This window comes from Streptomyces nigrescens (genome assembly GCF_027626975.1).
Taxonomy (GTDB): Bacteria; Actinomycetota; Actinomycetes; order Streptomycetales; family Streptomycetaceae; genus Streptomyces; species Streptomyces nigrescens.
Window position 1 is genome coordinate 3,501,461 of record NZ_CP114203.1, and the last position, 26,345, is coordinate 3,527,805.

The window sequence follows — 26,345 nt, forward strand, 5'->3', positions numbered from 1 at the left end:
AGGCAGTCAGGTGTCGAAAAGGCCGTAGCGCTCACGGACCGGACGCAAAGTGTCGAGTGTGACCGCTTCGTTGTCGGCGAGATGGGCGAACTCCGCGACGCGAGCGAGCTCACGGCGCAGAAGACTGCGCTCGGTCTCATGTTGGATCGCCTCACCGCCCTGAGGAGGGACGACAACGAAATCGACGATGTCGGCGCGATCCTTGCCGGGGGCTTTGCGCAGCACGCGTCCGCGACGCTGAATAAACTGGCGGGGATTGGAGGAACTCGCCAGCAGGTACGCGGTGCGCGAGGCGGGGACGTCGACGCCTTCGTCCAGGCAGCGCATGGAGACGATGGTCTGCAGTTCGTCGCGCTCGAAGCGGCGCAGGATGTCCTGGCGTTCGGCCCTCTTCGTCTGGGATGTGTAGCGCGCCGCGGTCATGTGCAGGTGGTTGCCAACGATGCTCATCACCTGATCGACCTGGCGCGGTCCGTCAATGCCCTGCTGGAAGAGGAGGGGGTGTTTGCCCTCCGCGCAGTAGATCAGCTGGTGGCTTCCCTTACATCGTTTCTTGATCTCCTGGTGCAGGGCCGCCAGTTTTCCGCGAGCATGACCGACAATGTCAGCTCTCTTCTTTAACAGTTTGCCGAGCGGGCTGTCTGTGTCGGCAAACTCGTTGAGGTCCGTGCCGGCCGCGATCAATCGCGCAATTTTACCGCTGACCTCGGCGTACAGCTCCGCCTCCTCGTCGTCCAGCTCGACCAGGACTGGTGTGTACGTATAGCGGCACAGGGCACGGCGGCGGATGGCCTCGCCAATGCCCATCTCGAAGACGATGTCACCGAAATAATCTTTGAGCGCATCCGTGCCTGCGTCGTCGAACCAGCGCTCTGGGGTGGCGGACAGCCCGAGTCGGTACTGGGCCTTGTCCGGCAGTTGGGTGCGCAGGTGGCGGGCACCGAGGTTGTGCGCCTCGTCGGCGATGAGCAGGAGCGGCCCCGTGTAGGCGTTGAGGAGGTTCTGGAAGGGCTCGCCGCCGAACGTGGCATTTGTGGTCACGATGACGGCGCCGCGGGCAGCGCCGAGAGTGAGCGCCTGAACCAGCTCATATGCGCGCGAGGACCAGCTGCTGGTCGACTCGTACGCTCGGATCGGCGTGATGCCGAACCACTCGATGTCTTTCGCCCACTGGTCAACGAGGTGCTGGTACGGAGCGACGACGACCGTGAGCAGCGAGGAGTCGTCCTTCTTGCGGAGGAAGGAGCTGAGCTGCGCAGCGGCCGACAGCGCGGTCAGTGTCTTCCCGGTGCCGGTGGCCATGCGCAGGATGCCGTGGCCCTGGTTGCGGAACCAGTTCTGTACCGCCTGCTTCTGGTAGTCACGCACGGCCAGGCTCTGTGGGATGGCGAGCATGCCGGTCAGCGCCTGCGCTGCGGCGGTGATAGGGGCGCCGCCGATCGGCAGCTCATCCAGATCGTTCCGGCCAGCCGTCGTCTGTGCGATACGCTCGACTACCTTCTTTGCAGCTTCGGTGAACGGGACGACGCGCAGCGCGTGTGTGCGGTCGTTCCACAAGTCGTCAAAATCCTCGCTGATGCGCGCAGCACGTTCAGCGTCGCGCGGATCCCAGCTGCGAAAGACTTCGATCGCCTCGAAATTGCCAACGAGTCCCGAGCGAGTCTCGTTCGCGCTCCCCTTGAACGCGACGACATCACGCCCGTCGCGGAAAATGCCGATCTTCTCGTGGTACATTCCGACCCGGCCGGGCTGCTCGACGAACGCCAGCTTGAAGTCGATCCTGCCCTCGGCAACCAATTGCCCGAGCTTGCCCAGGCCGCGTGCCGCGCGCGGGTCCTCCGTTGCCTGCTTCAAATCGCGCAGGGCAGCACGCTCCATTACCGCGCGCACCTCGTAGCCGGCTTCAATGTCGTCGATGTCCTCCTGATCGAGATACGGCGACGCGACGATCCGCATCGTGCCGCCGCGCGCCGCAAACTCGTCGACACCTTGCCCTAGGACGGCCAGCACAGAGGCGGTGAAGTAGCCGACGGCCCGGTCGTATCTCACGGACGAAGCGAGGGCTGGGAGGTAGAAGTCCTCGACCATGTTGCCTCGGTCGCTGCGGTAGTCGGACGCGAGGCCCCTGTGCCGCAAAGGGCAAGCGGCGGTCATCAGTCCAGTCCAATCGAATCGATGAGGTCATCCACAGACGGTACGTGGTCAGCGGCAATGGGAGGCAGGGCAGAGGTTTCCTTCCGGGAGCTCAGAACGCCGCGTCGACGTACGAAACCGTTTCGAGAGGTGAAGGGCGGTTGGGATATGAAGTTTTTGGCGCTGTTTTCCTGATAGCCATAGTCGTCGGTGAGCACGCGGACGACCTCGACGACCGGCGCCCGGCCGCCATGCGCATCCACCAGTTCCCCTATCAGGTCACTAGGTGACTTGAAGACATCGTGCCCCCATTCAGCAAGGGCCCACGTACGCCGACTGGCCCGGGTGAAACGATCGTCGAGGGAGAGCAGTTTTTGCAGGGCACGCTTATCGAGCTGCACCTCGGTCGCCTTGAGCAGCCTCTCTGCGCTGAGTGGACCGCCCTCTGAGCGAAGCACTGCCTCGACGGTGCTCAGCGGGTCGCGCGTGCTCGCAGTCCGCTGCTCCGTGACCCCTGTGCCGCCCTTCGCCCAGCCACTCCCTGCCGGGGCGGCGGCATCAGGCCACTGCTTGGCGGCCTCCTGCGACGGCAGATGCCATGTGCTGTCCGTGCACGGGACAGCGTCGCGGAGAGCCCGGGCGAGCTGGCCCATCTCCCCTGGCCACGCGTCAGCTCCCGCTAGGAGGACGCCGAGAGTGGGAGTAGTCCACTCATCCCGAGGCGTACTGCAGGTGAGGGCCGCGAGCCGGCGCAACTGCACAGTCACGAGGTCCGCTTCCACGCTGGGACCGTGCGAACCAGTTGCATCATGGGATGCGTCGCACAAGCCCTCGGTGGTCATGCCTCCTCGTCGGTGTTCCAGGGGCCCACCAACACTGTCGCGTTTCCCATTCTCACCGACCGGGAGGCGCTCTCGCCCTTCGTTCATAGTGACACTGGTCCTTGGTAGCTCTTGGCCCAAGGTCAGGTCAGCCCCATCTTGTCCATCAGGGCATCTACGCCAGGTATGTCGCCCTTGGGATGTTCGTCAGTCACGCGCGTGGGTGGCGCGGTGGGCCCAGGGACGCCCCCGTCCGTGAGACGGCGGACTACGCCGCCGCGGGCGGCGAACGGCGAGGAGGACATGACCTGGCGAAGGCTGGTCTCTTTGATCGCGAAGTCACGACGGAGAACACGCACCACCTGGTCCGCATCGACGGCACCGCCGTGCTCATCGAGCATATCTGACACCAGTTCCTTGAGCGGCTTGTATACGGGCAGCCCCCACTCGGCCAGGGCCCACTCGTCCTTCTGGCTGCGACTGAAGCGCGGGTCGGCGTTGATCCGTTGCCGAAGGTAGTTCGAGCCAATTGAGATACGGGTTCGGGATTTCAGCTCATCGAGGGCCAAGGGACGGTCGACTTTGCGGAGTAGGGACTCGATAGCATCGAGGGCATCGTCGTTGCGGCACTTAGCTACGAAAGGGAGCACGGTGTCGCGGTCGAGCGGCGTGCCGGTGCCCGGGCGAAGAACATCAGTGGGCCAGGTGCCCCAGCCGGCGGAGGCGAGGGGCTGATCATTCTCCTCCCACTGACGCAGTACAGGTCGTTGGACTCTCGGCGCGAGGGCCGCCGTGACCTGGCACGCGCTCAGGGGGGCGGCTGTGCCGGAAATACCGTAGGCATGATCGACCAGCTGCTTCAGCCGGACGGGGACGAGAGCATTCCAGGAGCTGGCAGGACTGCTCGACGAAGCGAAGAAGAGGATCTCGGATTCGCCTTCGCTGGCGCCCTTGTGCTGGGCGTCAGCTCCGGCGGTGAAGACAGAGGTACCTTCCCTCAGTTCGGCTGATGGCACGTTGACTGCCTTAACACCGTCGAAAGTAAAGTTCTGCCCTGCTTCAGGTTTGGCAGCATGGGCAGCTTCCGGAAGATGCGCCTGGTTCTGGACAGTACCGGGCGCGGCGGCCCCCTCAGCCATCGACTGAGGCTCAACGGCGACCGACTTGAGGGCAGCTACCGGGGCAGCCTCCTGTACCGGGGTCTCGGCCGGATCGTCTGGTAGATACCGGACTCCGCTTGAGGTCATACCCTCCCCCTGCACTCACACGCTCAGTGCTGTAGAACTCGATTGAGACAAACCTAGCCGCCATGACTGACAACACCGGTCTGTCCGCAGGTTTTTCCTCCTCTGAGAGCCTCATGTGTCAGGTTCTGCGTCTCAGCTTCCGTCGCTCACCACAAACGTGCTCGCCGCCGGTCGGGCGGCATCTCATCGAGTCCGTTCGTGCCCGATTAGGCCATGGGCGATCCGGGGCGTAGTGCGGTCTGCATCACGGTCCGGCAGCGGTCCCAGGAGGCGGGGATGAGGTGGCCGTAGACGTCGACGGTGGTCTTGATCGATTTGTGGCCCAGCCAGCGGGAGACCTCATGGATCGGGATGCCGTGGGCGAGCGCAGTGGAGGCGAAGAAGTGGCGCAGACCGTGCGGGGTGTACTTCGGGCTCCCGTCCGGTTCGACGAGGCCCGCGGCCTTGAGTGCCTTCCTGAAGTGGTAGGCGTACGTGTTCGCCGTGGGCATGACGCCCTTGCCCCGGTCGCGCGGCGCGAACAGGACCTCCATACCCGCCGTCGTTACCGTCTCCCACTCCCGCAGGTGAGTGTCGATCTCCTCGGCTAGGAACGCGGGCAGGGGAACATCCCGGTACTCACCCTCGGCTCGGTGCTTGAGCGGTTTGAAGCGGGTCTTGCAGTCGTCGCGGTGCGCCTTCGAGCTGACCTGTCGGCGCACGCGCAGGAAGTCGGCGCGGACACAGTCAGTGGTGAAAGCCAGGGTCTCGCTGATGCGCAGGCCGGCCCCGGCCTGCAGGTATACGGTCAGGCGGTACTGGGGGGAAATTTGCTTGGCCATGAGATCAACCTCGTACAGGGTAGGGATCTCGTCCTCGTCGACCGCGTGCGTTGCGCTGCGGGGCAGTTTGATGTCCTGAGTCGGGTCGTCCGCCCTTCTCTTCTCCTTGATCGCGGTTTGGAAGAGGCTGGTGACCATCTTCATGCGGTCGCACACGGTACTCGCGGCGAGCTTCTTCCCCAGCGCCGCGACGAAAGCCTCGACATCCTTTCGCCCCACACCCGCGATCGTCTTGCCACCCAGGCGAGGGAGTAGATGGATCCGCAGGAAGCTCTCGTAGTTGCGGTAGGTGGAGTCGCTGATGACCTGGCGCTCAAGCCACTCCGCGGCGTAGGTGCGCAGGGTGATCTCTCCGCGTTTGGGGTCGAGGTAGAGGCCCTCGTACCTGTCGTGCTGCAGCTTCGCGGCGAAGGCTTCTGCTTGAGTCTTCTTCTCGAAGCTGGGCTGCCGCTCGGCGCCGCCCGGTTCGCGATAGCGGACCGTCCACGCGTGTCCGCATCGGGACTGCTCGCAGGGGTAGTTAACGTTGCGTTTGTCGCTCTTGCACCTCTGATAAACGGTGGCCACCGAGCCTGACTCCTTGCTCGCTCGCTTCGGGCACCCGGCCTCACCCGTAGTGCTTCTCCAAGTAGTTGGCGATGTCGCGCTCGCGGAACCGCAGGAGGCGTCCCACCTTCTGGGGTCTGATGCCCCAGGCGCGGTACTTGTTCCTGACGGTGGCCTCGCTGACCCTGAGCCACGCCGCGACCTCTTTCACGGTCAGCAGCCGGTTGCTTCCGCCTCGCGTCATGTGCGCACCGCCTCATACGAGACCCGGGGTTCGTCCCGCGTTCTCGGTTCTCCGGGCGGCGACGCATGACGAGGTGCCGGCCGTGCCGGCCCGGCTGCCGTGCCGGGCGTGGACCATGGACGCTCGGTATCGGGGGCGTCGTCAAGCCCGCGGTCGTGTGTCTTTGCCTGTGGCGAAGGGGTGGGTTCCGACGCAGGGGGAGAGGAGGTTGCGGGCCTTCTGAACCGACCCGAGTTGAGTGCCGCAATGAGATCGCAGGGGGGCCGGTGGCGGGTGAGGGGACGGTCCGTAGAAGCGTGCGGGGTGGTTTCCACATGCCAGGTGACGGGGCCAGCGGCCTGGGCACTGAGGCCCAGGCCGCTGGCCCCGGGGAACGGGCTGCCAAGTGGACGATCAGCGACCGCCATGGCCGTCCCTCGGGGTGCAGGTTCGGGATCGGAGGGCTGCTGTGGAGGTCGAGGTGTGGTTAGTTCTGGCCGCGGACACGGTTGTGGCGCGGCAGTGCTGCGTCGTCGTGGTGTGTGTGTCGTGTTGTCTCGGCCGGGTGAAGATCAGGACGTCCTCGTGCTGGATCACTGAGAGGGGGATGCCCTGGCGGCGGGCGTCGCGGACGTTTTTCATCTGGAAGAACGACTGGCGGGAAACGAGCTGGCTCTCGCGGATGCCCGTAAGGAGGGCGACGCAGCGTTCGGCGGGTGTGAGGCCGGCGGCTTTGCCGGCGGCGAGGACGGCGGAGGGCAGATCGATGAGTTCGCCGCGTTCGCGCCAGGGGCGGGTGGTGACCACCGCGGTGCCGCCGGGGCGCAGCATGGTGCGGCACTGGGTGAGGATCTCGGTGAACGCCTCCAGGAGGTGGGTGGTGGAGACGTGGGCGAGGTTGGCGCGGTCGTGGCCGTAGCGGAAGTGCTTCTTGACGACGCCGCGTTCGCCGGTGTCCCGGGTGGAGCGGACCTGGCCGTGGACGCTGGGCCCGTAGGGGGGTGAGGTGACCACGAGTGCCACCTCGCCACGGGTATGGGTGGGGGCGAGGCCGGTGAGGTGGCGGGCGTCGCCGCAGCGGACGGTGCCGGTGCCGGTGCCGTCTTCTTGTGCGGCGGAGCGTGCGTTGAGTGAGGCGAGGGTTGCCCACTTCGGTTCGTATTCGATGCCGAGGGCGTTGCGGCCGAGGTGGAGGGCTTCGACGAGGGTGGTGCCGATGCCGCACATCGGGTCGAGGACAAGGTCGCCGGGGTGTGTGTAGGTCTTGATGGCGTGGGCGGCGATAGCCGGGAGCATTTTGGCCGGGTGGGCGGCCGAGCCGGGAACGTAGCGGCCCTTGCGCTGTGCAGGAGCTGAGGTGGGGGCGGTGTTCCACACCGAGAGGGGAAGCGTCACCAGTGGGCTCCTCGGGTTCACGTGTGGTGGATTGCGGTGAGGGCGATCAGGTCGCTGTGGATGACACCGGGGCTGGCGTCGGCGGGGGGGGTGTGGGGACGAGACGGTCGTCGGCGGGGTGGGCGTGGGCGACGACGATGTGCTGGAGGTAGCGGAACCCGGCGGTGCGGGCGCAGGCGATGAGAGAGCCGAGCGGATCGGTGAGGATTCCGTCGTCCCGGCGTTGGCGGGTGGCCAGGAGCAGGAGTCCGTCGGCGGGCAGGAGGCGGTGGGCCCGGTGGAGGAAGCCGGGCCAGCCGTTTTCCATGGCTCCGGGCACCTCGCTGGCCCCGCCCATCGGGTTGTCGGTGGGAGCCGGGAGGGCGTTGGGGTGAAGTTCGGCGAGCAACAGGGACAGCGTGCGGGGCATGCCGTCGGCGTAGGTGAGGGCGGGGGTGCGGGCGTCCATGCCTGGTCCGGTGTCCTGAACGGAGAGTTTGAGGAGGGGCTCGGGCGAGTGGTCGGCCCGGGTGGTAAAGACGGTGCGGATCCGCTTGATCGCCCAGTCGGGGAGCACGGCGCCGGGGGCGGGGAGCGCGTCGGGCTGGTCGGGGGCAGGGAGCCAGAGGGTGGTGGGCAGCGGACGAGGAGAGGGCCGGCGAACGGTGCCTGAGGCGTGGCGGCGGGTGGAGGACATGGGCGAGTGGCGCCCGGGAGGGGTCCGAGCCCGTCTGTGCTGACGTGAAGTAATAGGGAGGCGGGTGGGCGTTTGTGCCGTCGCGGCGAAGGGTGTTCGAAGAAGGAGGCGAGCATCACGCCTCTCGCCGGTGAGGGGTATCGCAGGTGAGCGATTTGCGGCTTTGCGCAGGTCGAGCGGGGAGCGGTCCAGTGGCGAGCCATCTGCGAGCCACTGCCGAGCCGGCGGTGAACAGGGCCGTGCGTTCAGCGAGGACGGGTCGAAATTTCTTTGTGTTCGATTGTGGCGGTACTCCTACGGGAGCAGTGCTGGTCATCTGAGGCGGACCAGCGGCCGGGCCTCGCACACACCGGGCCAGTGGCGCGCTCGGTGTACGGGGCTGGCTCGCAACCGGTCCGTGGGTGGCACGGGGCGATGACAGGGGTTGCGACGAACGCTGTCCGCCACTCCAGCAAGGAGATGCACCATGCGCCACACCTCCCGCCCCGCCAGCCACCGCGTCGCTTGTACGCGTCCGCTCGACCACTCGCCGCTGCAGATGTTGGAGGAGTCCTTTCTCGCGCTTGCCACTGCGCCGCAGCCGCTCATGCTGCCCGCGCATCTGGTTTGTGAGGAGCCTGAGCAGGACGTGCTGCCGGTGGACCAGGTCCGTACCCGGCTCGCGCACGCCGCGACCTGCCCGGCACTGCGCGAGCAGACCTGGTCTGAGGTGATCCGCCGAGCCCAGCGCCTGGGTGAGCCGTGGGACACCGTGGCCGTCGCGATGACGGTGCCGGTCTTGCGCCGGATGCTGGCCCGCCTGGCCTACCCGCCCCACCTGGAGCGCGCCGAAGTCGAGCAGGAGGCTCTCGCCGCTGTCGCCGTCGCTCTGCCTTCCGTGAACGCGGACGCCGCAGACGCCGCCAGGGAGTTGTTCGCGGCGGCCGACCGGGCCGTGCACCGGCTGGCGTACGCCGCGCGCCGGCGAACCGAACGCGAGACCGGCCAGGACGCTGCTCACCTGGGCCGCCTCGCCGGCACTGCCCATCGCACGGATCGAGCCTTCTGCCACGTCAACGTTCCCGGAGCCAAGGTGGGTGAGGAGGGAGACGAGTACGCGGTGCTGGTCCACGCCGTGCGGGCCCGGGTCGTAGGCATCGCCGAGGCGCAGTTGATCGCCCGGACGAGGCTGGGAGGCGAGTCGATGCAGCATCTGGCCTCTGAGCGCGGGGTGAGTGTGCGTCAGCTCTACCGCCGCCGTGCTGCCGCCGAGCAGCAGTTGGCCGTCCACCTGCGCCACCAGCTGCGCGAGCAGTAGAGGCGGCGTCGAAGATCGGAGGCATTCAGTGGCGGATGTCATTTTCCGGGCTGTGAGTCTCTATTAGAGGTACGCGGCTCCCCGGGTGCGCGCCATGCACCCGGGGTCGTGGCCCCGGCGCAGCCGCTCGGTCTGCTGCCAGGCCGCCGGCGTGTGGGGTGGATGCACCGTCTCGTGCTGACACCCGAGCACCGTGTTCCCGCTGCCGCTCCTGAAGGAGGTCGGCCCCGGGCCGGGATCCGTGTTCACCCCACACCGCGCGGCGCTTTATCGATGAGGTCGCCGTGCCGCTTATTCCCGTTGCGTTCGCCTTTGCCCACGCGTGCTGGGCCTGCTGGAGGTGCGTCCGTCATGCTCGCAAGACTTCGTCGGCCGCGCCGACGGCTGATCCGGCTGTTGGGCCGCTGGACGGTCCGGCTCGCCGTCGTCACCGCGTCCATCGGTTGCGTGCTGCTGGTGAGTCCGCCGGAGGTGTGGGCGGTGGCGGACATCCCGACCGTGATCAAGAACCTGCGGAACTGGGTCGTCGGCATGCTGTCCGGGCTCGCCACGCTGTTTCTCACCTTCGGCGGGCTGCGCTATCTGATGGCCGGGGGTGACCCGGGCGAAGTCGAGTCCGCCAAGCGGGCCTTGAAAGCCGCGGCCATCGGCTACGGCCTGGCGATCCTGGCCCCGGTCCTGGTCACCGTGCTGCAGAGCATCGTCGGTGCGGGCACCGATGGCGGTGGCGGGAAGTGAACCCCGGCAAACGCCTCGCACGCACCGCCCTACTCCTCATCGTGGCCACCCTCGTTCCATTCGCACCGTCGGCCTCACCGGCCTACGCCTACGCGGCACCCCAAACCCATATGCCCGCTGCCCCGGATCCGCCACGGCCCGAGCCACGCCCTGCGCCCGGCCCCTCCGCCACACAGCCGCACACGGGGTCACCGAAGCCGGGTCCCGCCCCTGGCCCGACTCCCGCACCGGAGCCTCCGTCCCCGAAGCCTTCTTCGAAGCCTTCTCGCCCGGCGTCTCCGGAGCCGGCCCCAGGGCCGACCCCGCCGGCGTGTGAGGCGATGGGGAAGGAGTGCGTCAAGGACACCTCCTCGGGCTGGGACGCACTCACCGACTTCCCCGGCATGATCGTGGAAGCGATCACCTCGTTCCTGGGCATGCTGATCGAGCAGGTCATGAAGCCGGTCCGCGAGTTCCTCGCCGACACTCTTCTGGCAACGCCGGACGTCACCAAGCACGCCGACGTCAAACGGCTGTGGGCCGCCATGCTGAAGATCACCTTCGGCATCTATGTGCTGTTCGTGACCGCAGGCGGCATCACGGTCATGGGCTACGAGACCGTCCAGACCCGCTACGCGCTCAAGCAGATCCTGCCGCGGTTGCTGTTGGGGGTGGTCGCGGCCACCACCTCCCTGACCGTGATGGGCAAGGCGATCGGCCTGTCCAACGCCCTCGCCCACGCGATCATGGCCGCGGACATGGCGGACGCCGGGCAAGGCATGGTCGAACGAGTCCTGCCGTTCGCACTGTTCGGCGTCGCGGGACTGAAGCTCTACCTGCTCCTGCTGGCAATCTTGATGGTCGCCCTGGTGCTCGCGGTCCTCATCGGCTTCATGGTGCGCGTCGCGGTACTGGCGCTGTTGGCCGTGTGCGCACCCCTCGCCCTGGCGTGTCATGCCCATCCGCTGAGTGATCCGGTGGCTCGGCTGTGGTGGCGGGCTCTGGGCGGGTGCTTGGTCATCCAGGTCGCGCAGTCGATTACGTTCATTCTCGCCGTCAAACTCTTCTTCGCTCCCGGGGCGACGACGCTGGGTATTCCGAAGTCCGACCAGCTGGGCACGATGCTCGCTGGCCTCGGCCTGTTCTGGGTGCTGTTCAAGATTCCCGGATGGGCGTTGCAGGTGGTCCTGCGTGGCGCCCCCATCCATCAGCCGCACGCGCCTGCTGCCGTGCGGATGGTGCGTCACCTGGCGTTGTACCGGCTCATGGACCAGTACCTGCCCGGTATCGGGTTGCTGCGGCGCCGCCCCGGCGGCGGACGTGGTGGCGGGGGCGGGGGCCGAGGCGGCATGTCGGGGCTCGGTCCGCGACGTGGCGGTCCAGCGGGTGGGGGTGGCCGCCCGGGACGTGGCGGGGGGCGTGGTGGCCGGTCTGGTGCGCCCGGACCTGGGAGTGGCGGGGACGGGCGAGGCCGGGCACCGGTCGCCCGTGGCTGGGTTGGCCTGCATCGCGCCGAAGGGCGAACTGCCGAGCACCGGTCGGTGCTCACAGCTCCGGAGGCTGGTCCAACGCACCAAGCCGGGCCTGTCGGCGTGACGCCCCCACCACCACCTGGGGGTTCGAAGCGTCGCGGCCTCACGTCCCGTACGCCTGGAGGCCCGGCGCCTCGAAGTCCTGGACCGAAGGGGGCCCTCCTCGCCCCTGCATCGAAGGGTCCCCGCGTGATCCATCCAGCCCAGGCCACCCCCCGTCGCATGCGGCCACTCTCGCCGTCCATCCCCACCGAGGTCGCCCCCGCCCAGCCACTGCGGTCTTCCCGGAGCTTGCCGCCCCCGCAAGCCTCGCGCCCTGGACCAGCACCGGCGCCGCGTGCGCGTCAGATGGCGCTGCGCGTCCCCGCTGAGCGTGTCCGCGTGCGCCCGCCCCGCCCCATGCAGCTACGGCTCCCCTTTGAAGAGCCCTGGAGGTAGTCCCGTATGAATGGCCCCGACGCCCCGGCAGACGCTCCGCACTCCACGCGCATCCCCGCTGACATCTCCCGCCCCGACCGCCTCTTGGGTCCCTTCACCGCCCGGCAGACCGCCATCCTCGCCACCGCAGCCGGAGTCCTCTACGGCGGTTGGTGGGTGACCCGCGCCTTCATGGCACCCCTCGCCTACGCGGCGCTGGTGATCCCCGTCGCCGGGGCGGTGGCCGCGCTGGCGCTTGGCCAGCGGGAGGGCATCGGCCTGGACCGCTTTCTGACGGCCGCCCTCGCCCATGCCCGTACGCCGAAACGCCGGGTGGACGCTCCTGAAGGCGTTCCGCCGCTACCCACCATCACCCCCTCCCGTTGGGCGAAAGCCGCAGGACCACCTCCGGCCGCCATGCGTATGCCGTGCGACGGCCTTGCCACGGACGGTGTGCTCGATCTCGGTGCCGAGGGTCGTGCCGCCGTGGCGACGTGTTCCACCGTCAACTTCGAGCTGCGCTCGGGCGCCGAACAGCAGGGACTGACCGCTGCCTTCGCCCGCTGGCTCAACTCCCTGACCGGCCCCACGCAGCTGCTGGTGCGCTGCCACCGCATCAACCTCAGCCCCCTCGCCGGCGCGCTTCAACGCAACGCCGCTGCTCTGCCGCACCCGGCGCTGGAGCAGGCCGCCCGCGCCCATGCCGACTTCCTCGCCGACCTCGTCAGTGGCGACAACCTGCTTAGCCGGCAGATTCTCCTGGTTGCCCGCGAGCAGCCTCCGCCCCGCGGCGTGCGGCACGGTACGGGCGAAGGTCGGGTGTTGCAGCGCCTCGACGAAGCCGCCCGCGCCCTGGCATCGGCCGAGATCACCGTTACTCCCCTGGAGGCCGACCACAGCGCCCGCCTGCTCGCCGCGGCGTGCAACCCCGATACCCCTGCCCTCTCTGCCAGCGGAGCGGAAGGTGACCGCGTATGACCCGCCTGCTCTCCGGCCGCCGTCGCCCCTCCCCAGGCACGGCCATCGACAGCGCGGCGCTGCTCGAGGCGGCCGGGCCCGAGGCGATCGAGGTCCACGCCCGCGCGGTGGCGATCGGCGCCCATCTGGCCACCACCCTGGTCGTCACCGGCTACCAGGCCGAAGTCACTCCCGGCTGGCTGGCCCCGCTGCTGAACTTCCCCGGGCACCTCGACATCGCCCTGCACATCGAGCCCGTCCCCAACCCGGTGGCTGCCGACGGACTCAAGAAACAGCGCGCCCGCCTCGAATCCGGCCGTCGGGCCCGCTACGACAAGGGCAACCTGGACGATCCGGACGTGGAGGCCGCCGCCGCAGACGCCGCCGAACTCGCCTACCGCATCGCCCGCGGCGAGGGAAAACTCTTCCACGTCGCCCTCTACCTGACCGTGCATGCCGCGGACGAGGACTCGCTCGCCGAGCAGGCCGCCGCCGTCCGCGCGATCGCCGAGTCCCTGCTCATGTCGGTGGCGCCCACCACCTACCGGGCCCTGCCCGGCTGGCTGGCTGGCTGGCCACCCTCCCGCTCGGCATCGACACACTCAAGATCCGCCGCACCTTCGACACCGCCGCGCTCGCCGCGTGCTTCCCCTTCATCAGCCCCGATCTGCCCCCTGCCACCGGCACGGACGGCACGGCCGCAGGGGTCTTGTACGGGCTCAACGCCGTATCCGGCGCACCGGTGTTGTGGGACCGCTTCGCCCAGGACAACTACAACTCCATCACCCTGGCCCGCTCCGGCGCCGGCAAGTCGTACCACGCCAAACTCGAGCTCCTCAGGCTCCTGTTCACCGGCGTCACGGCCTCCGTGATCGACCCGGAAAACGAGTACGTGCGCCTCGCCGAGACCGTCGGCGGCACCGTCATCGCGCTGGGCGCAGACGGCGTACGCCTCAACCCCTTCGAACTACCAACAGGGCAAGAGAACGGCGAGCAAGAGGATCTCCTGACCCGCCGTGTGCTATTCCTGCACACCTTCCTCGCCGTCCTGCTGGGCACGGACCTGGCCGCGGCCGAGAAGGCGGTGCTCGACCGGGCGATCCTCGCCGCGTATGCGCGTGCCGGGATCACCGCCGACGCCCGTACGTGGACCCGCACCCCGCCCACCCTCGCCGACCTCGCCGCCGTTCTGGCCGACGACGGCAGCCAGACGGCAACAGACCTCGCCGACCGGCTCGCCCCTTACACCACCGGCTCGCATGCCCGGCTGTTTACCGGCCCGAGCACGGCTGCCACTTCCGGCCACCTGGTGATCTACGCACTCCGCCAGCTGCCGGAAGAGATCAAAGCGCCGGCGATGCTGGTCGCCCTGGACGCGGTCTGGCGGCAGGTCGCCCATCGCGCCCAGCAGGGCCGGCACCTGGTCGTGGTGGACGAGGCATGGCTGCTGATGCGCGACGGGGCCGGGGCCCGTTTCCTGTTCCGTATGGCCAAGGCCGCCCGCAAGTACTGGACGGGCCTGGCCATGGTCACGCAGGACGCCGACGACGTGCTCGCCTCCCCGCTCGGGCGGGCGATCGTCTCCAACGCCGCCACCCAGATCCTGCTGCGCCAGGCACCGCAGGCCATCGAGACGATCAGCGAGAGCTTCCACCTCTGCCGCGGCGAACGGGAATTCCTGCTCTCCGCCTCCCGCGGTGAGGCACTACTGCTGACCGGCGACCGCCGCCACAAGGTCGCCCTGATCAGCGTCGCGGCCCCCGGCGAACACGACGTGATCACCACCGACCCCGGCGAACTCGCCGCCCAGCACCTCTACAGCGACCTCGATCCCGACGGCCTGTACACCGAAGAGTCCCTCGCCGACGAGGACTGGACCTCATGAGGGCTCACGCGCTCACTTTCCCGTCACAGTCGGGCGGCCCCGCTCTCGACTTCCTGACCGACCCCAACGGCTTCTGGACGGACGTCGGCACCAGTGCCGTCGACTGGCTCGCAACGCAGGCGCCTCTTCTCGCCCCCTGCACCGCCGTCACCGTGGCCGGCGGCTACCTGCTGCGCCGACGCCTGCACCACCGTAGGCAACACCGTCTCGCCGACGGCGCGCGCTGCGTCGAGATCCTCGTCCCGCCCTTCGTCGCGCCCAAAGGCGGCGAAGTCCTCTGGGCCCAGCTCTCCGGCCTTCTCCGTCCGTGGTGGCGGCGTATCACCACCGGCCAGCCCCACCTCGCCTTCGAATACACCTGGTCCCACACCGGACTACGCATCCGCCTATGGGTCCCGGGCACCGTCCCCCTCGGGCTCGCACGCCGCGCGGTGGAAGCCGCCTGGCCCGGCGCCCACACCCGCGTCACCGACCCCGTCCCCCTCCTCCCGCGCGGGCACCCCGTCGCCGCCGGACGCCTGCGACCGGCCCGCCCCGGCATCCTGCCGCTGCGCACCGACCACCCCACCGACCCGCTGCGCGCGCTGCTCCAGGCCGCCACCGGGATGGCCGAGCACGAGGCCGTTGTTGTCGTCCGTCGAGGTTCGTACCAGCAGTCGGCGAAGCTCGGCAACGGCCTGCTCGCCCTCGCCGAGATGCCTGAGAGCATCGAGCAGTTCGGCGAAGTCGGAGCCGGAACCGAGGGCCGTCTCACCATCGGGGCGTCGGGCGTAAAGGTGGGCGAGCAGCAGCTGGTACCGCTCGCTGGGCAAGATCGGCCTGGCACTCTCCCACCGGGCGACGGTCCGCTGAACGCTGGCAACGCTGCTGCCGAAAGGTTGTCCAAGACGTGTGGCCACATCGATGAAGGCGTGGGAGGCGCCGGCCAAGGACATGCCGCGGCTGCGGCGCAGCCGCTTCAACGTGGCCGCACCGAGAAGGCGATCGCGCTCGCTCATGTCTCCATCATGCCCGTGCCGTATGTCACACGGGGACGATCAGGCGGGGCTTCCGGCTCTGCGCAGCGTGCTCGATCGTCTGGCAGGTGCCGGAGGTGCTGTCGCTCCCGGCAAGGGGAAACCCGATCACCATCTCGGACCGGTCAACCATGTATCGGTTGCGGGCGTGGTAGGCAGGCGTTCGCAACTCCGATGCTCGCAGCGCGATGACCTCCGTGATCCGGTCCTGGCACCGGCTGATCGCCTCCTGCGCCTCGGCCGGCTGCTGGTCTACGGTCCCCGGCACGACGACCGAGATCGACGACTTCGTATGGCCAGCGAGCCACAGCAATGACAGTGAGTCGATCCCCTTCGCCCCACCGATGTGGAAGTGCGCGTCGTCGCTCGCGAACGGCCCGAGGTAGCGGGAGAAGAGGTCCGTGTACCAGGTGAATTCGTGGTGTCCCGTTGACCGCGTTCCGGTGATGGCAATGCTCAGAGGCATGATCAAGTCCGTGTCATAGGTTGTCAGATCCCGTGCGGGCTCGCATCGCAGTGCACTACAGCCATGGATGCGAGAAACGACTCGGCCGCCATTCTGGCTGAGCACCTCCAATCGAACGGGGTCGCAGTTGCCTGGACCGATGCGACCGCCCTCTCCGCTTCACATCCGCTGAACTCGGCAGCCTGCGAGGACGTTACCGCCGACGATGGCTGCTATGTCACCTCCTACGGATACGAGGTCGGACAGTACGGCGACGAGCGAGAAACAGCCGACCGTGTCGCGTACCTCGTAGGAGCGAGGACCGGGCATGAGTCGCTCCCGGTCGATGTAGAAGCAATCGGCGCGACTATCCGACGCGCGCTGTCACTCGGCTCCGGTCGGCCGGACCCTGACGCGTTGATCGAGCTGGAAGAGGAATTGCGTGGGCACATCGCTCTCCTCCTCCCCGAGGTCCGTGGGACAGCCCGGCAGCTACGGCCCAACAGCAACGAGGCACATCGACTGCAGGCCCAGCTCGACGGAATCGAACGACAGACCGGGCAAGGACTCGGGCAGGGCACACTCTCCGCTCACGTCCAGGTGCACCAGCTCGCTCGGGATTGCCAGTACCTGCTGGCCCGGCACACTGCGGAGATCCAGCGATGACAGCCACGATGTCGCCACTGGCCCTCATCTACGACCGCTGCGCGAGCCGCTCCCGCCGACAGCTCCACATGCGGTTGGAGGGATGCCGCCACTACGCCGAGGGCATGGGCTGGGCTATTGCCGGGAGCTGGGTCGACCTCGGCGAGCACGCACTCGCCGTGCACCGCCCGCAGCTGGCAGCGCTGCTGACCGCCATGCGGGCAGAGGCGGACTATCGCGAGGTGCTGTGCGTTGTGCATGCCAGGGAAAGGCTGGCAACCAACACCAGGCACCGTCTGCTGCTCGAACAGCGCGTCCTAGCCGCCGGAGGCCGGACGGTCACCACGTTCGACGAGCCCGACCAACCGACCCTGAGCGCCATTCTGGAGGGGAAGGCCCCATGACTCCACGTCAGTGTCGCATCGTCACCTACCTGACGTGCCTGGCCTCGCTTGCTCTTGTGTTCATCATCGGCGGTGGCCATGACTAGCTCGAGTCGCCGTCCGCAGGTTGGTGATGAAGTCGAGGAGGCCACTGGCCGCCGAGCGATCGTCACCGACATCAGGAAGGGCATTCCGTACCTGCGAGCTGCGGGGCGTAGAGAGTGGCCCGCAGAGGATCCGGACTCGCTGACGGTGATGCGGACACGGTTGCAGCGGATCGCAGACGGTGACCTGTACTGAGTGGCACATGGTGACGCAGCCATGGTCAGTGTCGTCAGAGCTGCGCACGATCCCCGATGTACCTCGTCATCTCGCAGGCCATCCGCGAGATTCCCGCGAATTTCACGCACAGTTTGGTATCTGTACCGGTGTCGAATCTGCCCCACGTATGGCTGAGCGTACTTCCGACCCGGTGTGCCTGCGCCGTGCTGAAACGCCGCCCATTCATCAAGACGCTGACCTGCCGGTGCTTCGTCCCCCGCGAAGGGTTGGTCCAGATCGCCGTCACGGAATTCAAATGATTGCGACCCTCCAGACGGATACAGACCTGAGGCCCCGAGAAGTGGTGCGTACAAGCACTGGTGTCAGCCGCAGCCGGGACCGCGGTCGCAACGGGGAGCAGCACCGAGACCATGACCAAAGGGACGGAACGCTTCAAAAGCGAACTAGGTGTCATGAACGTCACGCTTGCTCAACGCGCTGTCGGGACGAAGGCATCGCCGCCTTGGCCGCGATCACCCAACCAGCCGAGCCCCGTTCCTCACAAGTCAAGCCGCTTGAGGAGGACTTCAAGATTCCGCACATGCCCCGGCACAGATGCAGCAGCTCCGAACGAACCCTGCAGGACGCCATCCGACACATGAATCGGATGGTGACCTTCGCCAAGGCTCACGAGGCTGTTGGGAGGAATCCGATCTGCACGAGCCCGGTGGGACCCCGGCGGGGAACGAACTGCGCCCGCCCCGGGGGCATGGGCGTGGCCTTGGTAGTGCCGATGAGCGGTCCTTCTTCGGGGGCGCCGGAGAGGATGATCCCTTGGGCGCCGAGTTCTTTGAGGCGTCGGGTGACGGGTTCGAAGGTGGCGCGGGCGGCGCCTGCGGTGGAGCGGGCCACGATGACGCGCAGGCCGATGTCGCCGGCGTAGGGCAGGTACTCGGCGATGGCCTCGAGCGGGTTGCCTGAGGGCAGGGCGACAAGGTCGTAGTCGTCGATGACGACGAAGACCTCAGGCCCCTGCCACCAGCTACGGGCACGCATCTGTTCGGCAGTGGTGTCTTCGGTGGGCATGCGAGTGCCCAGCAGCGGACCGAGCTGCGCCAGCCCCTGTTCCAGGGAACCGACGGCCGGCGCATAGTGGAGGACATGGTCCTGGGGAAGGTGCCCGAACAGGCCGCGCCGGTAGTCGCCGACCAGTAGCAGCGCTTCATGTGGCTGATGCTGGTCGGCGATGCGCTGGGTGATCAGGCGCAGGAGTGCGGACTTTCCTGATTCGCTCTCGCCGTAGATGACCAGGAGCGGGTCGGTGTCGAGATTGACGTACACCGGGGAGAGGGTGGCTTCCTCGACCCCGATGGCGCAGCCGAGCTCAAGCGTTTCGCTGGCCTTGGGCAGGTCGTCCGCGGACAGCCGGTCGGGAAGCATCCGGACGGGTGGGCACACCGACCCGGACCAGTGAGTCTCGATCTGCGCCACGAGCTGCTCGCTGCTCCATGCCGGGCTATCCACGGAGCCGGAGTCGGGGTTGTCGAGGTGGGGTAGGGCGGTGACGAAGTGGAGTCCTCCTGCTGCGAGGCCGTGGCCGGGGCGGTTGATGGGGATGTTGCGGGCGCGTTTGCGGTCGTGTGCGGAGTCGAGCGGGTCCGCCAGGCGCAGTTCCAGGCGAGCGCCGAACTCGTCGGTGAGCGCGGGCCGCATTTCGTTGTACCGGGAAGCCACGATGACGAGGTGGACACCGTAGGCGAGACCGCGCAGCGCCAGAGCTTCTATGTCGGGGACCAGGTTCTCCCACTCACGTTTGAACGCTGCCCAGCCGTCGATGACCAGGAAGACATCGCCCCACAGATGGTCGTCGTAATGGCCATCCGCGCGGCGTACACGGTACGTCTGCATGGAGTCGATGTGATGGGCGTGGAAGAACTCCTCCCGCTCACGGAGGATGCCCATCACCTCGGCAACGCTCCGCCGCACCTTGCCGGCCTCCAGCCGTGACGCGACGCCTCCGACGTGTGGAAGTCCGGCGAGGGAGAACAGGCTGCCGCCGCCGTAGTCCACGCAGTAGAACTGCACTTCTCTCGGCGTGTGCGTCAACGAGAGCGACAGTATGAGTGTGCGCAGGAGGGTTGATTTCCCCGAGCGGGGGCCTCCGGTGACGACGACATGACCGCCCGGACCGGAAAGGTCCTGGGTGAGGATTTCGCGACACTGTTCCAACGGCTTGTCCGCGATACCGAGCGGAATGGTGAGACTCAAGGTCTGCGGGTCGGCTGCATGCAGACCACGTTCGGCTGTGATCGACGTGGGCGGCAGCAGCTGACCGAGGGAAGGGGAAATCTCCAGTGGAGGCAGCCAGATCTGCCGGGCGGGTGCCCCCTGACCTGCCAGGCGATCGACGATGACGTCCAGGACGGTCTCGGCGGGTGCGGTCGCTGCCTGCGGATTCGCCTCCTGCTCCGAGGCCGGCTCGTCGAATGTGGCGCAAGCCGACTCCGCTGTGAAAAGCACGGGGGACCGCTCGACGACGCGCTGACCGACCACTGGAGTGGCGACGGCCTGGTGCGGGGCAGATACGTAAGCGGACTTGAATTGTGTAGCGGGTTCGGTGCCGTGCTGCAAGAGCCCGGCACCGGGGACCGGGGGCAGATAGTAGGCGGCCGGGGTGCCGAGTGCGGCGCGGGACTCGTCAGCGGAGAAGGTGCGCATCACCAGCCGGTAGGACAGGTAGGTGTCCAGGCCGTGCAGTTGTCCCTCCTCCAGGCGCTGGGTGGCCAGCAGCAGGTGTATTCCCAGGGAACGACCGATACGGCCGATCCGCAGGAACATCTGGAGGAAGTCGGGCCGGGCGGCCAGCAGCTCGCTGAACTCATCCAGCACGATCAGCAGGGACGGAAGAGGCTCCAGCTGGGCGCCCGCAGCCCTTGCCTTCTCGTAGTCATGGATGTTGGCGAAATTGCCGCTGGAGTGAAGCAGTTCCTGACGTCGCGTCATCTCGCTGGTGACCGCATCGTGCATACGATCAACGAGTGCGAGGTCCTCTACGAGATTGGTGATCAGCGCCGCCACATGTGGCAGGTCGGCCAGGCCGGCGAATGTCGCCCCACCTTTGAAGTCCGCCAGAATGAAGTTCAACGTCTCCGACGAGTGCGTGGCGGCCAGGCCCAGGACCAGCGTACGGAGCAGCTCGGACTTACCCGACCCGGTGGCACCCACACACAGGCCATGCGGCCCCATGCCGCCCTGGGAAGCCTCCTTGAGGTCCAGCGCTAGGGGCGAGCCGTCGCCGTCGACACCGATGGGGACGCGCAGCCGGCCCTGGGGGCCGCGCGGGCGCCACGCCTGCGTCACATCCAGCGACGCTGGTGCGTTGATGCCCATCAGCTCGGCGAAGTCCAGGTCGCCCACCAGCGGATCCACGTCTTCCTCGGCGTGGCTGCGCAAGGGAGCCAGCGCACGGGCCAACGCCACCGCCTCCGTGCCCGACAGGAAATCCGGAACACCCTCGTACGCCGCGCCGGCCCCGGACTCCAGACGCAACTCCCCCGGCGAGACGGTCAACACCGACTGACCGTAGCCATCCCGTCCAAGGTCGCTGCCAGGCTCGACCTCGAGAACAGTCATGCCCAGGCGCTCCTCCCAGCCGACGCCCGACCCCTGCTCCTTCAACACGACCAGGTGCGGCCGGTCGAGGAGCGGCTGGGCATCGCGCTGAAACTCTGGTCGCGTAGTGAGTTCTTCGGCCAGCAACTCCTCAAGGGCGTCCAACGAGCGGCACACCAGGAGCCCCGGCCCGGTCCCATCCACAGCTCTGTGGTGCTGGACGTGCGGCAGCCACTTGACCCAGTCCCACTCCGGCAGTGCTCCCGGCGCGGCGACTACAGCGATCCGTAGGTCGTCAGGCGAATGCAAAGCCGCCAGCTGGCACACGATCGCCCGCACGGCTCCATAGACAGCTTCCGCATCGCCTCGGATCAACAGCCGTGGGAAGGCACGCAGCGACACGGCCAGCGGCAGGTCATCGAGCTGCCCGTAGGCGGCCAGGAATTGCCGCAGCGCATGCTCAGCCAGCGGATCCCACTCGTCGGCCGGCTCTGCCCGGGGCACGACCAGCGTGGTAGCAAGCTTCTGCGGGCCCCGCCCGATACGCACCTCAGCGAAGTCGACATCGGCTGGCCGCCGCTCCCACAGACGGCGGCGATGCGCAACAACGGCCCACAACTGGGCCGGCTCGGGGAAGGCGTAGCACTCCGAACGCCGTTGGCGGCGCGCGGTCTCCCGCACCTCCTCCCGGGCGTGCGCAAGGTGCCTCAGATAATCCCGCCGTTCCCCATTCATGTACGTAGCCGGTCCACGCAGGGCCCGCACGATCTGGGCCAAGGCCATCACCAGTGTGGAGACCACCATCACGGCGCCCATCACCCTCATGAACGGGTGCGAGCCCGGAAGGAAGAAGAACGCCGCGGATCCGCCCATCCCCATCATGGGCATCAGCATCAATGCGACCGACTCGCTCCCCTTTCGGGGCAGCGTGGGCGGAGCCTTCAGCCGAAGCTCGCCCTTGGAATATTCAGGAGGCAGCGTCCGGACAGGACGCTTGACGGTAACGGTTGCCAACGGGCGCCCGGCTACTGCCCGAAACCCGAGCCGGGCCGCTGCCCGTCATACGGCGGCTGGGCGCCTCCCGGTCGCGGCGGAGCCATATATACGTCGGGAATGACAGGGGGCGCAGGCGGGACGACAGGGCGGCGTCGCCGGATCACCACCACGGCCAGTGCAGCCATGAGTCCTAGGGCCACCGCCCCTGCGACAGCCGCTACGACGTACACCGACCGGTCTCCGCTGGAGGAGGTGTCGGGCTTCGCGGATTCGGCGGGTGCGGCTGCGGAGGGAGTGGGCGACGGCGCGGGCAGGGGCCCGTTCTTTGATCCGACAGGAATGTCGGCGGTCAGCGCACTATAGGGGCGGATGAAGCCATAGCCGTAATGCTTGTCCGGAACCTTCAACCCGGTCGCCGATTCCGGCAGCTTCGCCGTCTTCACGAGGCGGTTGGCGATCTGACCCGCCGTGAGATCTGGAAACTTCGCACGAAGAAGAGCGGCGGCTGCCGAAACGTAGGCCGTGGAATTGGAGGTTCCACTCCCTCCGCCGTACTGGCGGCGCGGACCCGCGCTCACAACGTCCACGGCGGGCGCTGAGAGCAGAACGTGTGGCCCGTAGTTGGACTTGTCCCAGATCTTGCCGGAGGAGTCGACACCGCCCACTGAGATCACACCGGGATAGCTTGCTGGATAGTTCGGCGTGCCAACGCCGTCATTCCCGGACGCGGCCACAATGACGGCGTCTCTCTCCTGCGCATACTGGATGGCGTCATCCATGCCGGGGACCTTGAACTCATCGCCCAGGGACAGGTTGATGACCGTAGCGCCGTGGTCCACGGCGTATCGAATGGCTTGCGACACCGGAGCATCCCCTTTGCCGGTGCCGACACCCAGGCCGTCGTCCGTGTTGACGCGCAAAGAAAGAATCTTTGCGGCAGGGGCCAGTCCCATGATGCCTGCTCTACCACCTGGCCCATGACCATGGCCTGCGATCAGCGACGCCATGGCGGTGCCGTGTACATCCTCCTTCTCGCGGTCGGCACGGCCGCTGCCCTTGAGGAAGTTCTTGCCTGGCAACACATTGCCTACAAGATCGGGATGAGTCCCGTCGACGCCAGAGTCGACGAGGGCGACGGTCACTCCTTTCCCCATGGACACTTTCCGAATGTCATCCACATCGAACGACGCCACAGCCCACTGCCGATCGCGAATGGAATCAGCGACTGCAGGAGGCGCCAACTGCACGACAGTGGCCCCACATAGCAGCACCGCCCCACCCGCCGACCGGACCCACCGCTTGAACGTCACGCCCTGCCGCTTCCTTCCGAAGTGTCCGGCCCCAACTCACGCTCCTGCTGCACCGGCGCCTCAGTATCACCGCGCTCCTCAGAGGACGGCACTCCGATGACTCCAGGCACGACGTCGCGCTGCGGAACCCAGGTCTCCTCATCCTCGACCAAGTAGTCCGGCCTCGACGAACCCCGCCGCTCCCGGTCCTCACGGCCCGAGCGTCCACCAGGCGGCACACCCATGGGGCCCCGACCTCGCGAAGACGGTCCCGAGCCGCTGTTGAGGCCGCCGCCGCGACTGCGATGCAGACCTGAGCCTCCCTGGGCGCCCTTCCCCGGCGCACCTGGCTTAGCCGGCTCTCCGACGACACCGCCGGGACGCCGCGTCAGCCCACCCTGGCGCCCACGCGCACCCCCGGAGCCGGACGCACCAGAGCCACCCGTACCACCGATCGGTGGCCGCGCCCCCTGACCCGTCCGATCAGGGGCCCCCGGCGCAGTAGACCTCCCCGAACCCGCACGACCACCTCCAGGAGTCGCTCCCGGGACCGGCGAGCCGGGGCGGGCCGGACTGCCGCCGAGCGGACCACGACCGCCACCAAGCGGCAGACCGCCAGAAGGCACGCCTGGCTCGCCGGTCCCCGAACCAAAGTCGCGAGGGGCTCCTCCGACTACCGGACCGCCAGAGCCTGCGCGCGACGGACCGACGGGCGTCGGAACCCCGCCTCGCACACCATCCAGCGACGTACCAGGACGCGGTGCCTTCGGTGCAGAGGGATGCACCACCGGACTGGCAGAGCCCCCCTCGCTGGGCGCACCGTTCGTCCTCACCGGGCGCGGCGATGCCCCCCCGCCTGAAGCAGACGTACCACTGATCGTCTTCGTACTCGCCGAACTGGAGCCGCCCTTCCGCGGACTCGCAACACCGGTACCCATGGAGCCCGCGACCGCAGGCGGTGGCACGATCCTGTCCGGTGGATCGATCGGCTTCCACCGCTCGCGATGGGGCTTACCTGCCAAGTCCTGCGCCTTGGCGTTGTAGGAGGCCCCGAGCTTTTCCATATGGTTGGCGGCCTGCAAGGCGATCTCCCGTCCGCGGGAGAGGCTGCCGGCATGCTTCGCGAGAGCATCTTTTGTGCTCATGCCCTTGGCGACGTCCTTGTTGAGACCCTCGTCGCTCCGCTGCCCGCCATCGGCCAGCCAATCCGCGCCATCCTTGATCTTCGAACCGATGGCGTGGAGAATTCCGCCGTTCCCCTTCTCCACACCCACCGTGTCCTGCAAGGCCATAACAGCGGTTTTTGCCTCGCGAAGGTCACTCGCAGCGGACCTCAGAGTGTGGGAAGTGTTCTTCGCATAAAGCGCGCCATGCTTGAGGCTCGTGCTCAGGATCTTTGCCCGCGCGGCGAAGGCGTCGGCCGCCGCACCGTGCCAGTGCTCCCGAACATCCGCCACAGCCTTGTCCAGCAGATCCCGCACACTGCCATCGGGTGCATCGCCAGCCATCTGATCATGGACATGCATCCAGTGATCGGCGATCTCTTCAACCTTGCCCGGCTGTGCGTCCTGCACCATGCCCTTCAACCTTTCGAGTGTATGGCTCGAAAAGTCTGTGTGGTGCCCGCCCCCACGACTGCTCATTCCCGTCCTCCCCCGTCCTCTCGCCCCACGTGCGTGAGGCGACTGGCCTCTCTATTTATCAGCGCATCGACGCGCGGACATCTTGCTCGCGACTGTCGTAACCACTCAGCACCACTGAGGACTTCTGACTCACCTCAGCGATCATGCTCTTCAGCTCGGTGACCATGGCGGCAATCTCCTGCTTCATCTTGCCGTGTGCCCCCCTCAGCGCAGTCTCCTCGCCGAACTCCCGCCCCAGGTAGCCTTCCGGCAGCTCTGTCTTGTACTCCGCTGTCGACCCGACCCCGTCCATGGTGTCCACCAGCGAGTTGAGCCGCGTGATCACCTGTTGCAGCGCACTCAGATCGACGCGATATTCCTCAGTCACCCGAAATCCCCCGGTCCTCACAAAACACTCGCCCGGCACCCATGCCACAGCTAATCCATGTAACCCCTTGCCGGGAACGCGCGTCAACCACGGCCGTTCCGCCCCTGAAACACATCACGTTCTGGCCGAATATCGACATACATCTGGCTGCTTTACGTCCGGTCACCCAGGCGAGACTCTCGTTGGCAACGGCCAATTTTCGAGCTGTTGCCGGGGAAATGCCCTCAACAGCCGGTCGAGCTCGGCCTCGACTTCCTTGACTGTGAGGCACGGGCCCCTGGTGCGACCACAGTCCGAGGTGACACGCGATCAGGGGGGAGGGGGATCTCCCCTGCCCGCTCCGAGGTAATGCCACCGCCAGACTCAGCCGGCACTCTTCACCTTGGGCACACCGTCCGGGATGTTGAGAGGCTCCTTGCATCTCATCGTGGAGTGAGCGTGCTCAGCGACCCGGGAAGCAAGGTAAGCGAGATCCTGGCGGCGTTTGTCGTTTTCCTCGACGGCAGACCCGGAGGCATGTGCTACGACAGCAACGTAAGTCGTAATGGCTTTGCCATCGTCGTTCTTGGGCTGATTCCGAGGCAAGGTGCACGGCACATGTATGGCGGCGTCCTTCTCGTAAGACACAGCGCGGTCGCCAGCATCGAAGGTCATTTTCGGCCCGGCTGCACCGGGGATTTGCGATCTCGTGAATCGTTCCCAGTCTGCGGTCGAGCCTCGCTCAAGGTTTGCAGTGACTCGAAGAGCCTGGGTATTTCCAGCCGATACAGTGCAGTTTTCAAGAAGGGAACCATCCCGTGCGTAATCCACCCATGAGGAAGCCACGGATGGATTGCTTGGGATATTCCGGGTGACGGGGCCAACGTCGGTGGATACCACAGTACCCCCACAGATATCGGCCACATCATCGGTTGCGTTCGGACTGAGCAGGGTGCGCTCCACTGCCAGGGTGCCGCCGGCACCCACGACAAGGGCGGCAAACACCGTCACCAAGTGCCGCCCCCGAGGGGCGCGCCGCGCT

At 67.4% G+C, this 26,345-nt stretch carries 20 protein-coding genes and 1 pseudogene; 8 read left to right on the plus strand and 13 right to left on the minus strand.

Features of this window, described 5'->3' with window-relative positions; genetic code table 11:
- Positions 1–6: 6 nt before the first annotated feature.
- The 7 genes from STRNI_RS15625 to STRNI_RS15655 all read right to left on the minus strand — a co-directional run bounded on the left by STRNI_RS15625 (position 7) and on the right by STRNI_RS15655 (position 7,862).
- Positions 7–2,088, minus strand: coding sequence for a DNA phosphorothioation system restriction enzyme (locus STRNI_RS15625; RefSeq protein ID WP_277411421.1), 2,082 nt, complete (start codon positions 2,086–2,088; stop codon positions 7–9).
- A gap of 65 nt (positions 2,089–2,153) precedes the next feature.
- The gene (locus tag STRNI_RS15630; RefSeq protein WP_277411422.1) at positions 2,154–2,786 is read right to left on the minus strand and encodes a hypothetical protein; all 633 of its coding nucleotides are present in this window, start codon (positions 2,784–2,786) and stop codon (positions 2,154–2,156) included.
- Positions 2,787–3,097: 311 nt separating this feature from the next.
- On the minus strand, positions 3,098–4,093 hold the full coding sequence (locus STRNI_RS15635; RefSeq protein ID WP_277411423.1) for a hypothetical protein: 996 nt from the start codon (positions 4,091–4,093) through the stop codon (positions 3,098–3,100).
- A gap of 314 nt (positions 4,094–4,407) precedes the next feature.
- Positions 4,408–5,589, minus strand: coding sequence for a tyrosine-type recombinase/integrase (locus STRNI_RS15640; protein WP_277411424.1), 1,182 nt, complete (start codon positions 5,587–5,589; stop codon positions 4,408–4,410).
- 40 nt (positions 5,590–5,629) lie between these two features.
- Entirely contained in the window at positions 5,630–5,812 is a 183-nt protein-coding gene (locus tag STRNI_RS15645; protein ID WP_277411425.1) for a helix-turn-helix domain-containing protein, read from the minus strand.
- A 393-nt stretch (positions 5,813–6,205) separates the two neighbouring features.
- Positions 6,206–7,186 (minus strand): TRM11 family SAM-dependent methyltransferase, encoded by a 981-nt coding sequence (locus STRNI_RS15650; protein ID WP_277411426.1) that lies wholly within the window; start codon positions 7,184–7,186, stop codon positions 6,206–6,208.
- A gap of 46 nt (positions 7,187–7,232) precedes the next feature.
- Complete coding sequence (locus STRNI_RS15655; RefSeq protein WP_277411427.1) at positions 7,233–7,862, minus strand: hypothetical protein; 630 nt, start codon at positions 7,860–7,862, stop codon at positions 7,233–7,235.
- Positions 7,863–8,328: 466 nt separating this feature from the next.
- Here STRNI_RS15655 and STRNI_RS15660 point away from each other — a divergent pair, with 466 nt between their 5' ends.
- The 5 genes and pseudogenes from STRNI_RS15660 to STRNI_RS15680 all read left to right on the plus strand — a co-directional run bounded on the left by STRNI_RS15660 (position 8,329) and on the right by STRNI_RS15680 (position 14,667).
- Complete coding sequence (locus STRNI_RS15660; RefSeq protein WP_277411428.1) at positions 8,329–9,159, plus strand: hypothetical protein; 831 nt, start codon at positions 8,329–8,331, stop codon at positions 9,157–9,159.
- A gap of 351 nt (positions 9,160–9,510) precedes the next feature.
- On the plus strand, positions 9,511–9,897 hold the full coding sequence (locus STRNI_RS15665; RefSeq protein WP_277411429.1) for a pilin: 387 nt from the start codon (positions 9,511–9,513) through the stop codon (positions 9,895–9,897).
- 383 nt (positions 9,898–10,280) lie between these two features.
- A complete protein-coding gene (locus tag STRNI_RS15670) occupies positions 10,281–11,846 on the plus strand; it encodes a TrbL/VirB6 family protein (RefSeq protein ID WP_277411430.1) in 1,566 nt (521 codons plus the stop codon).
- Between the two features lie 6 nt (positions 11,847–11,852).
- Entirely contained in the window at positions 11,853–12,803 is a 951-nt protein-coding gene (locus STRNI_RS15675) for a PrgI family protein (protein WP_277411431.1), read from the plus strand.
- Positions 12,800–14,667: pseudogene (locus STRNI_RS15680) on the plus strand (VirB4 family type IV secretion system protein). The gene STRNI_RS15675 and the pseudogene STRNI_RS15680 overlap by 4 nt, the downstream one beginning before the upstream one ends.
- A 386-nt stretch (positions 14,668–15,053) precedes the next feature.
- On the opposite strand, the gene STRNI_RS41370 reads toward STRNI_RS15680, so the two are convergent.
- Positions 15,054–15,665: a hypothetical protein gene (locus STRNI_RS41370; protein WP_338149740.1), complete on the minus strand. Its 612-nt coding sequence runs from the start codon at positions 15,663–15,665 to the stop codon at positions 15,054–15,056.
- 25 nt (positions 15,666–15,690) lie between these two features.
- The gene (locus tag STRNI_RS15690; protein WP_277413255.1) at positions 15,691–16,149 is read right to left on the minus strand and encodes a DNA-processing protein DprA; all 459 of its coding nucleotides are present in this window, start codon (positions 16,147–16,149) and stop codon (positions 15,691–15,693) included.
- A gap of 63 nt (positions 16,150–16,212) precedes the next feature.
- Between STRNI_RS15690 and STRNI_RS15695 the strand changes: the two genes are divergently transcribed.
- The 3 genes from STRNI_RS15695 to STRNI_RS15705 all read left to right on the plus strand — a co-directional run bounded on the left by STRNI_RS15695 (position 16,213) and on the right by STRNI_RS15705 (position 17,737).
- Positions 16,213–16,794 carry a DUF6415 family natural product biosynthesis protein gene (locus tag STRNI_RS15695; protein ID WP_277411432.1) on the plus strand — a complete coding sequence of 194 codons (582 nt, stop codon included), beginning with the start codon at positions 16,213–16,215 and terminating at the stop codon, positions 16,792–16,794.
- Positions 16,791–17,177 carry a recombinase family protein gene (locus tag STRNI_RS15700; protein ID WP_277411433.1) on the plus strand — a complete coding sequence of 129 codons (387 nt, stop codon included), beginning with the start codon at positions 16,791–16,793 and terminating at the stop codon, positions 17,175–17,177. The genes STRNI_RS15695 and STRNI_RS15700 overlap by 4 nt, the downstream gene beginning before the upstream one ends.
- A 335-nt stretch (positions 17,178–17,512) precedes the next feature.
- Positions 17,513–17,737 (plus strand): hypothetical protein, encoded by a 225-nt coding sequence (locus STRNI_RS15705; RefSeq protein ID WP_277411434.1) that lies wholly within the window; start codon positions 17,513–17,515, stop codon positions 17,735–17,737.
- Between the two features lie 367 nt (positions 17,738–18,104).
- Here the strand turns inward: STRNI_RS15705 and eccCa are convergent, their stop codons facing one another.
- From eccCa to STRNI_RS15725, 4 genes are all read right to left on the minus strand, one after another.
- Positions 18,105–22,043, minus strand: a complete 3,939-nt coding sequence (gene eccCa, locus STRNI_RS15710) for a type VII secretion protein EccCa (RefSeq protein WP_277411435.1) — start codon at positions 22,041–22,043, stop codon at positions 18,105–18,107.
- Between the two features lie 11 nt (positions 22,044–22,054).
- The gene (gene mycP, locus STRNI_RS15715; RefSeq protein WP_277411436.1) at positions 22,055–23,335 is read right to left on the minus strand and encodes a type VII secretion-associated serine protease mycosin; all 1,281 of its coding nucleotides are present in this window, start codon (positions 23,333–23,335) and stop codon (positions 22,055–22,057) included.
- Positions 23,336–25,015: 1,680 nt separating this feature from the next.
- The gene (locus STRNI_RS15720) at positions 25,016–25,324 is read right to left on the minus strand and encodes a hypothetical protein (RefSeq protein ID WP_277411437.1); all 309 of its coding nucleotides are present in this window, start codon (positions 25,322–25,324) and stop codon (positions 25,016–25,018) included.
- 363 nt (positions 25,325–25,687) lie between these two features.
- Positions 25,688–26,314, minus strand: a complete 627-nt coding sequence (locus STRNI_RS15725) for a hypothetical protein (RefSeq protein ID WP_277411438.1) — start codon at positions 26,312–26,314, stop codon at positions 25,688–25,690.
- Positions 26,315–26,345: the final 31 nt, after the last annotated feature.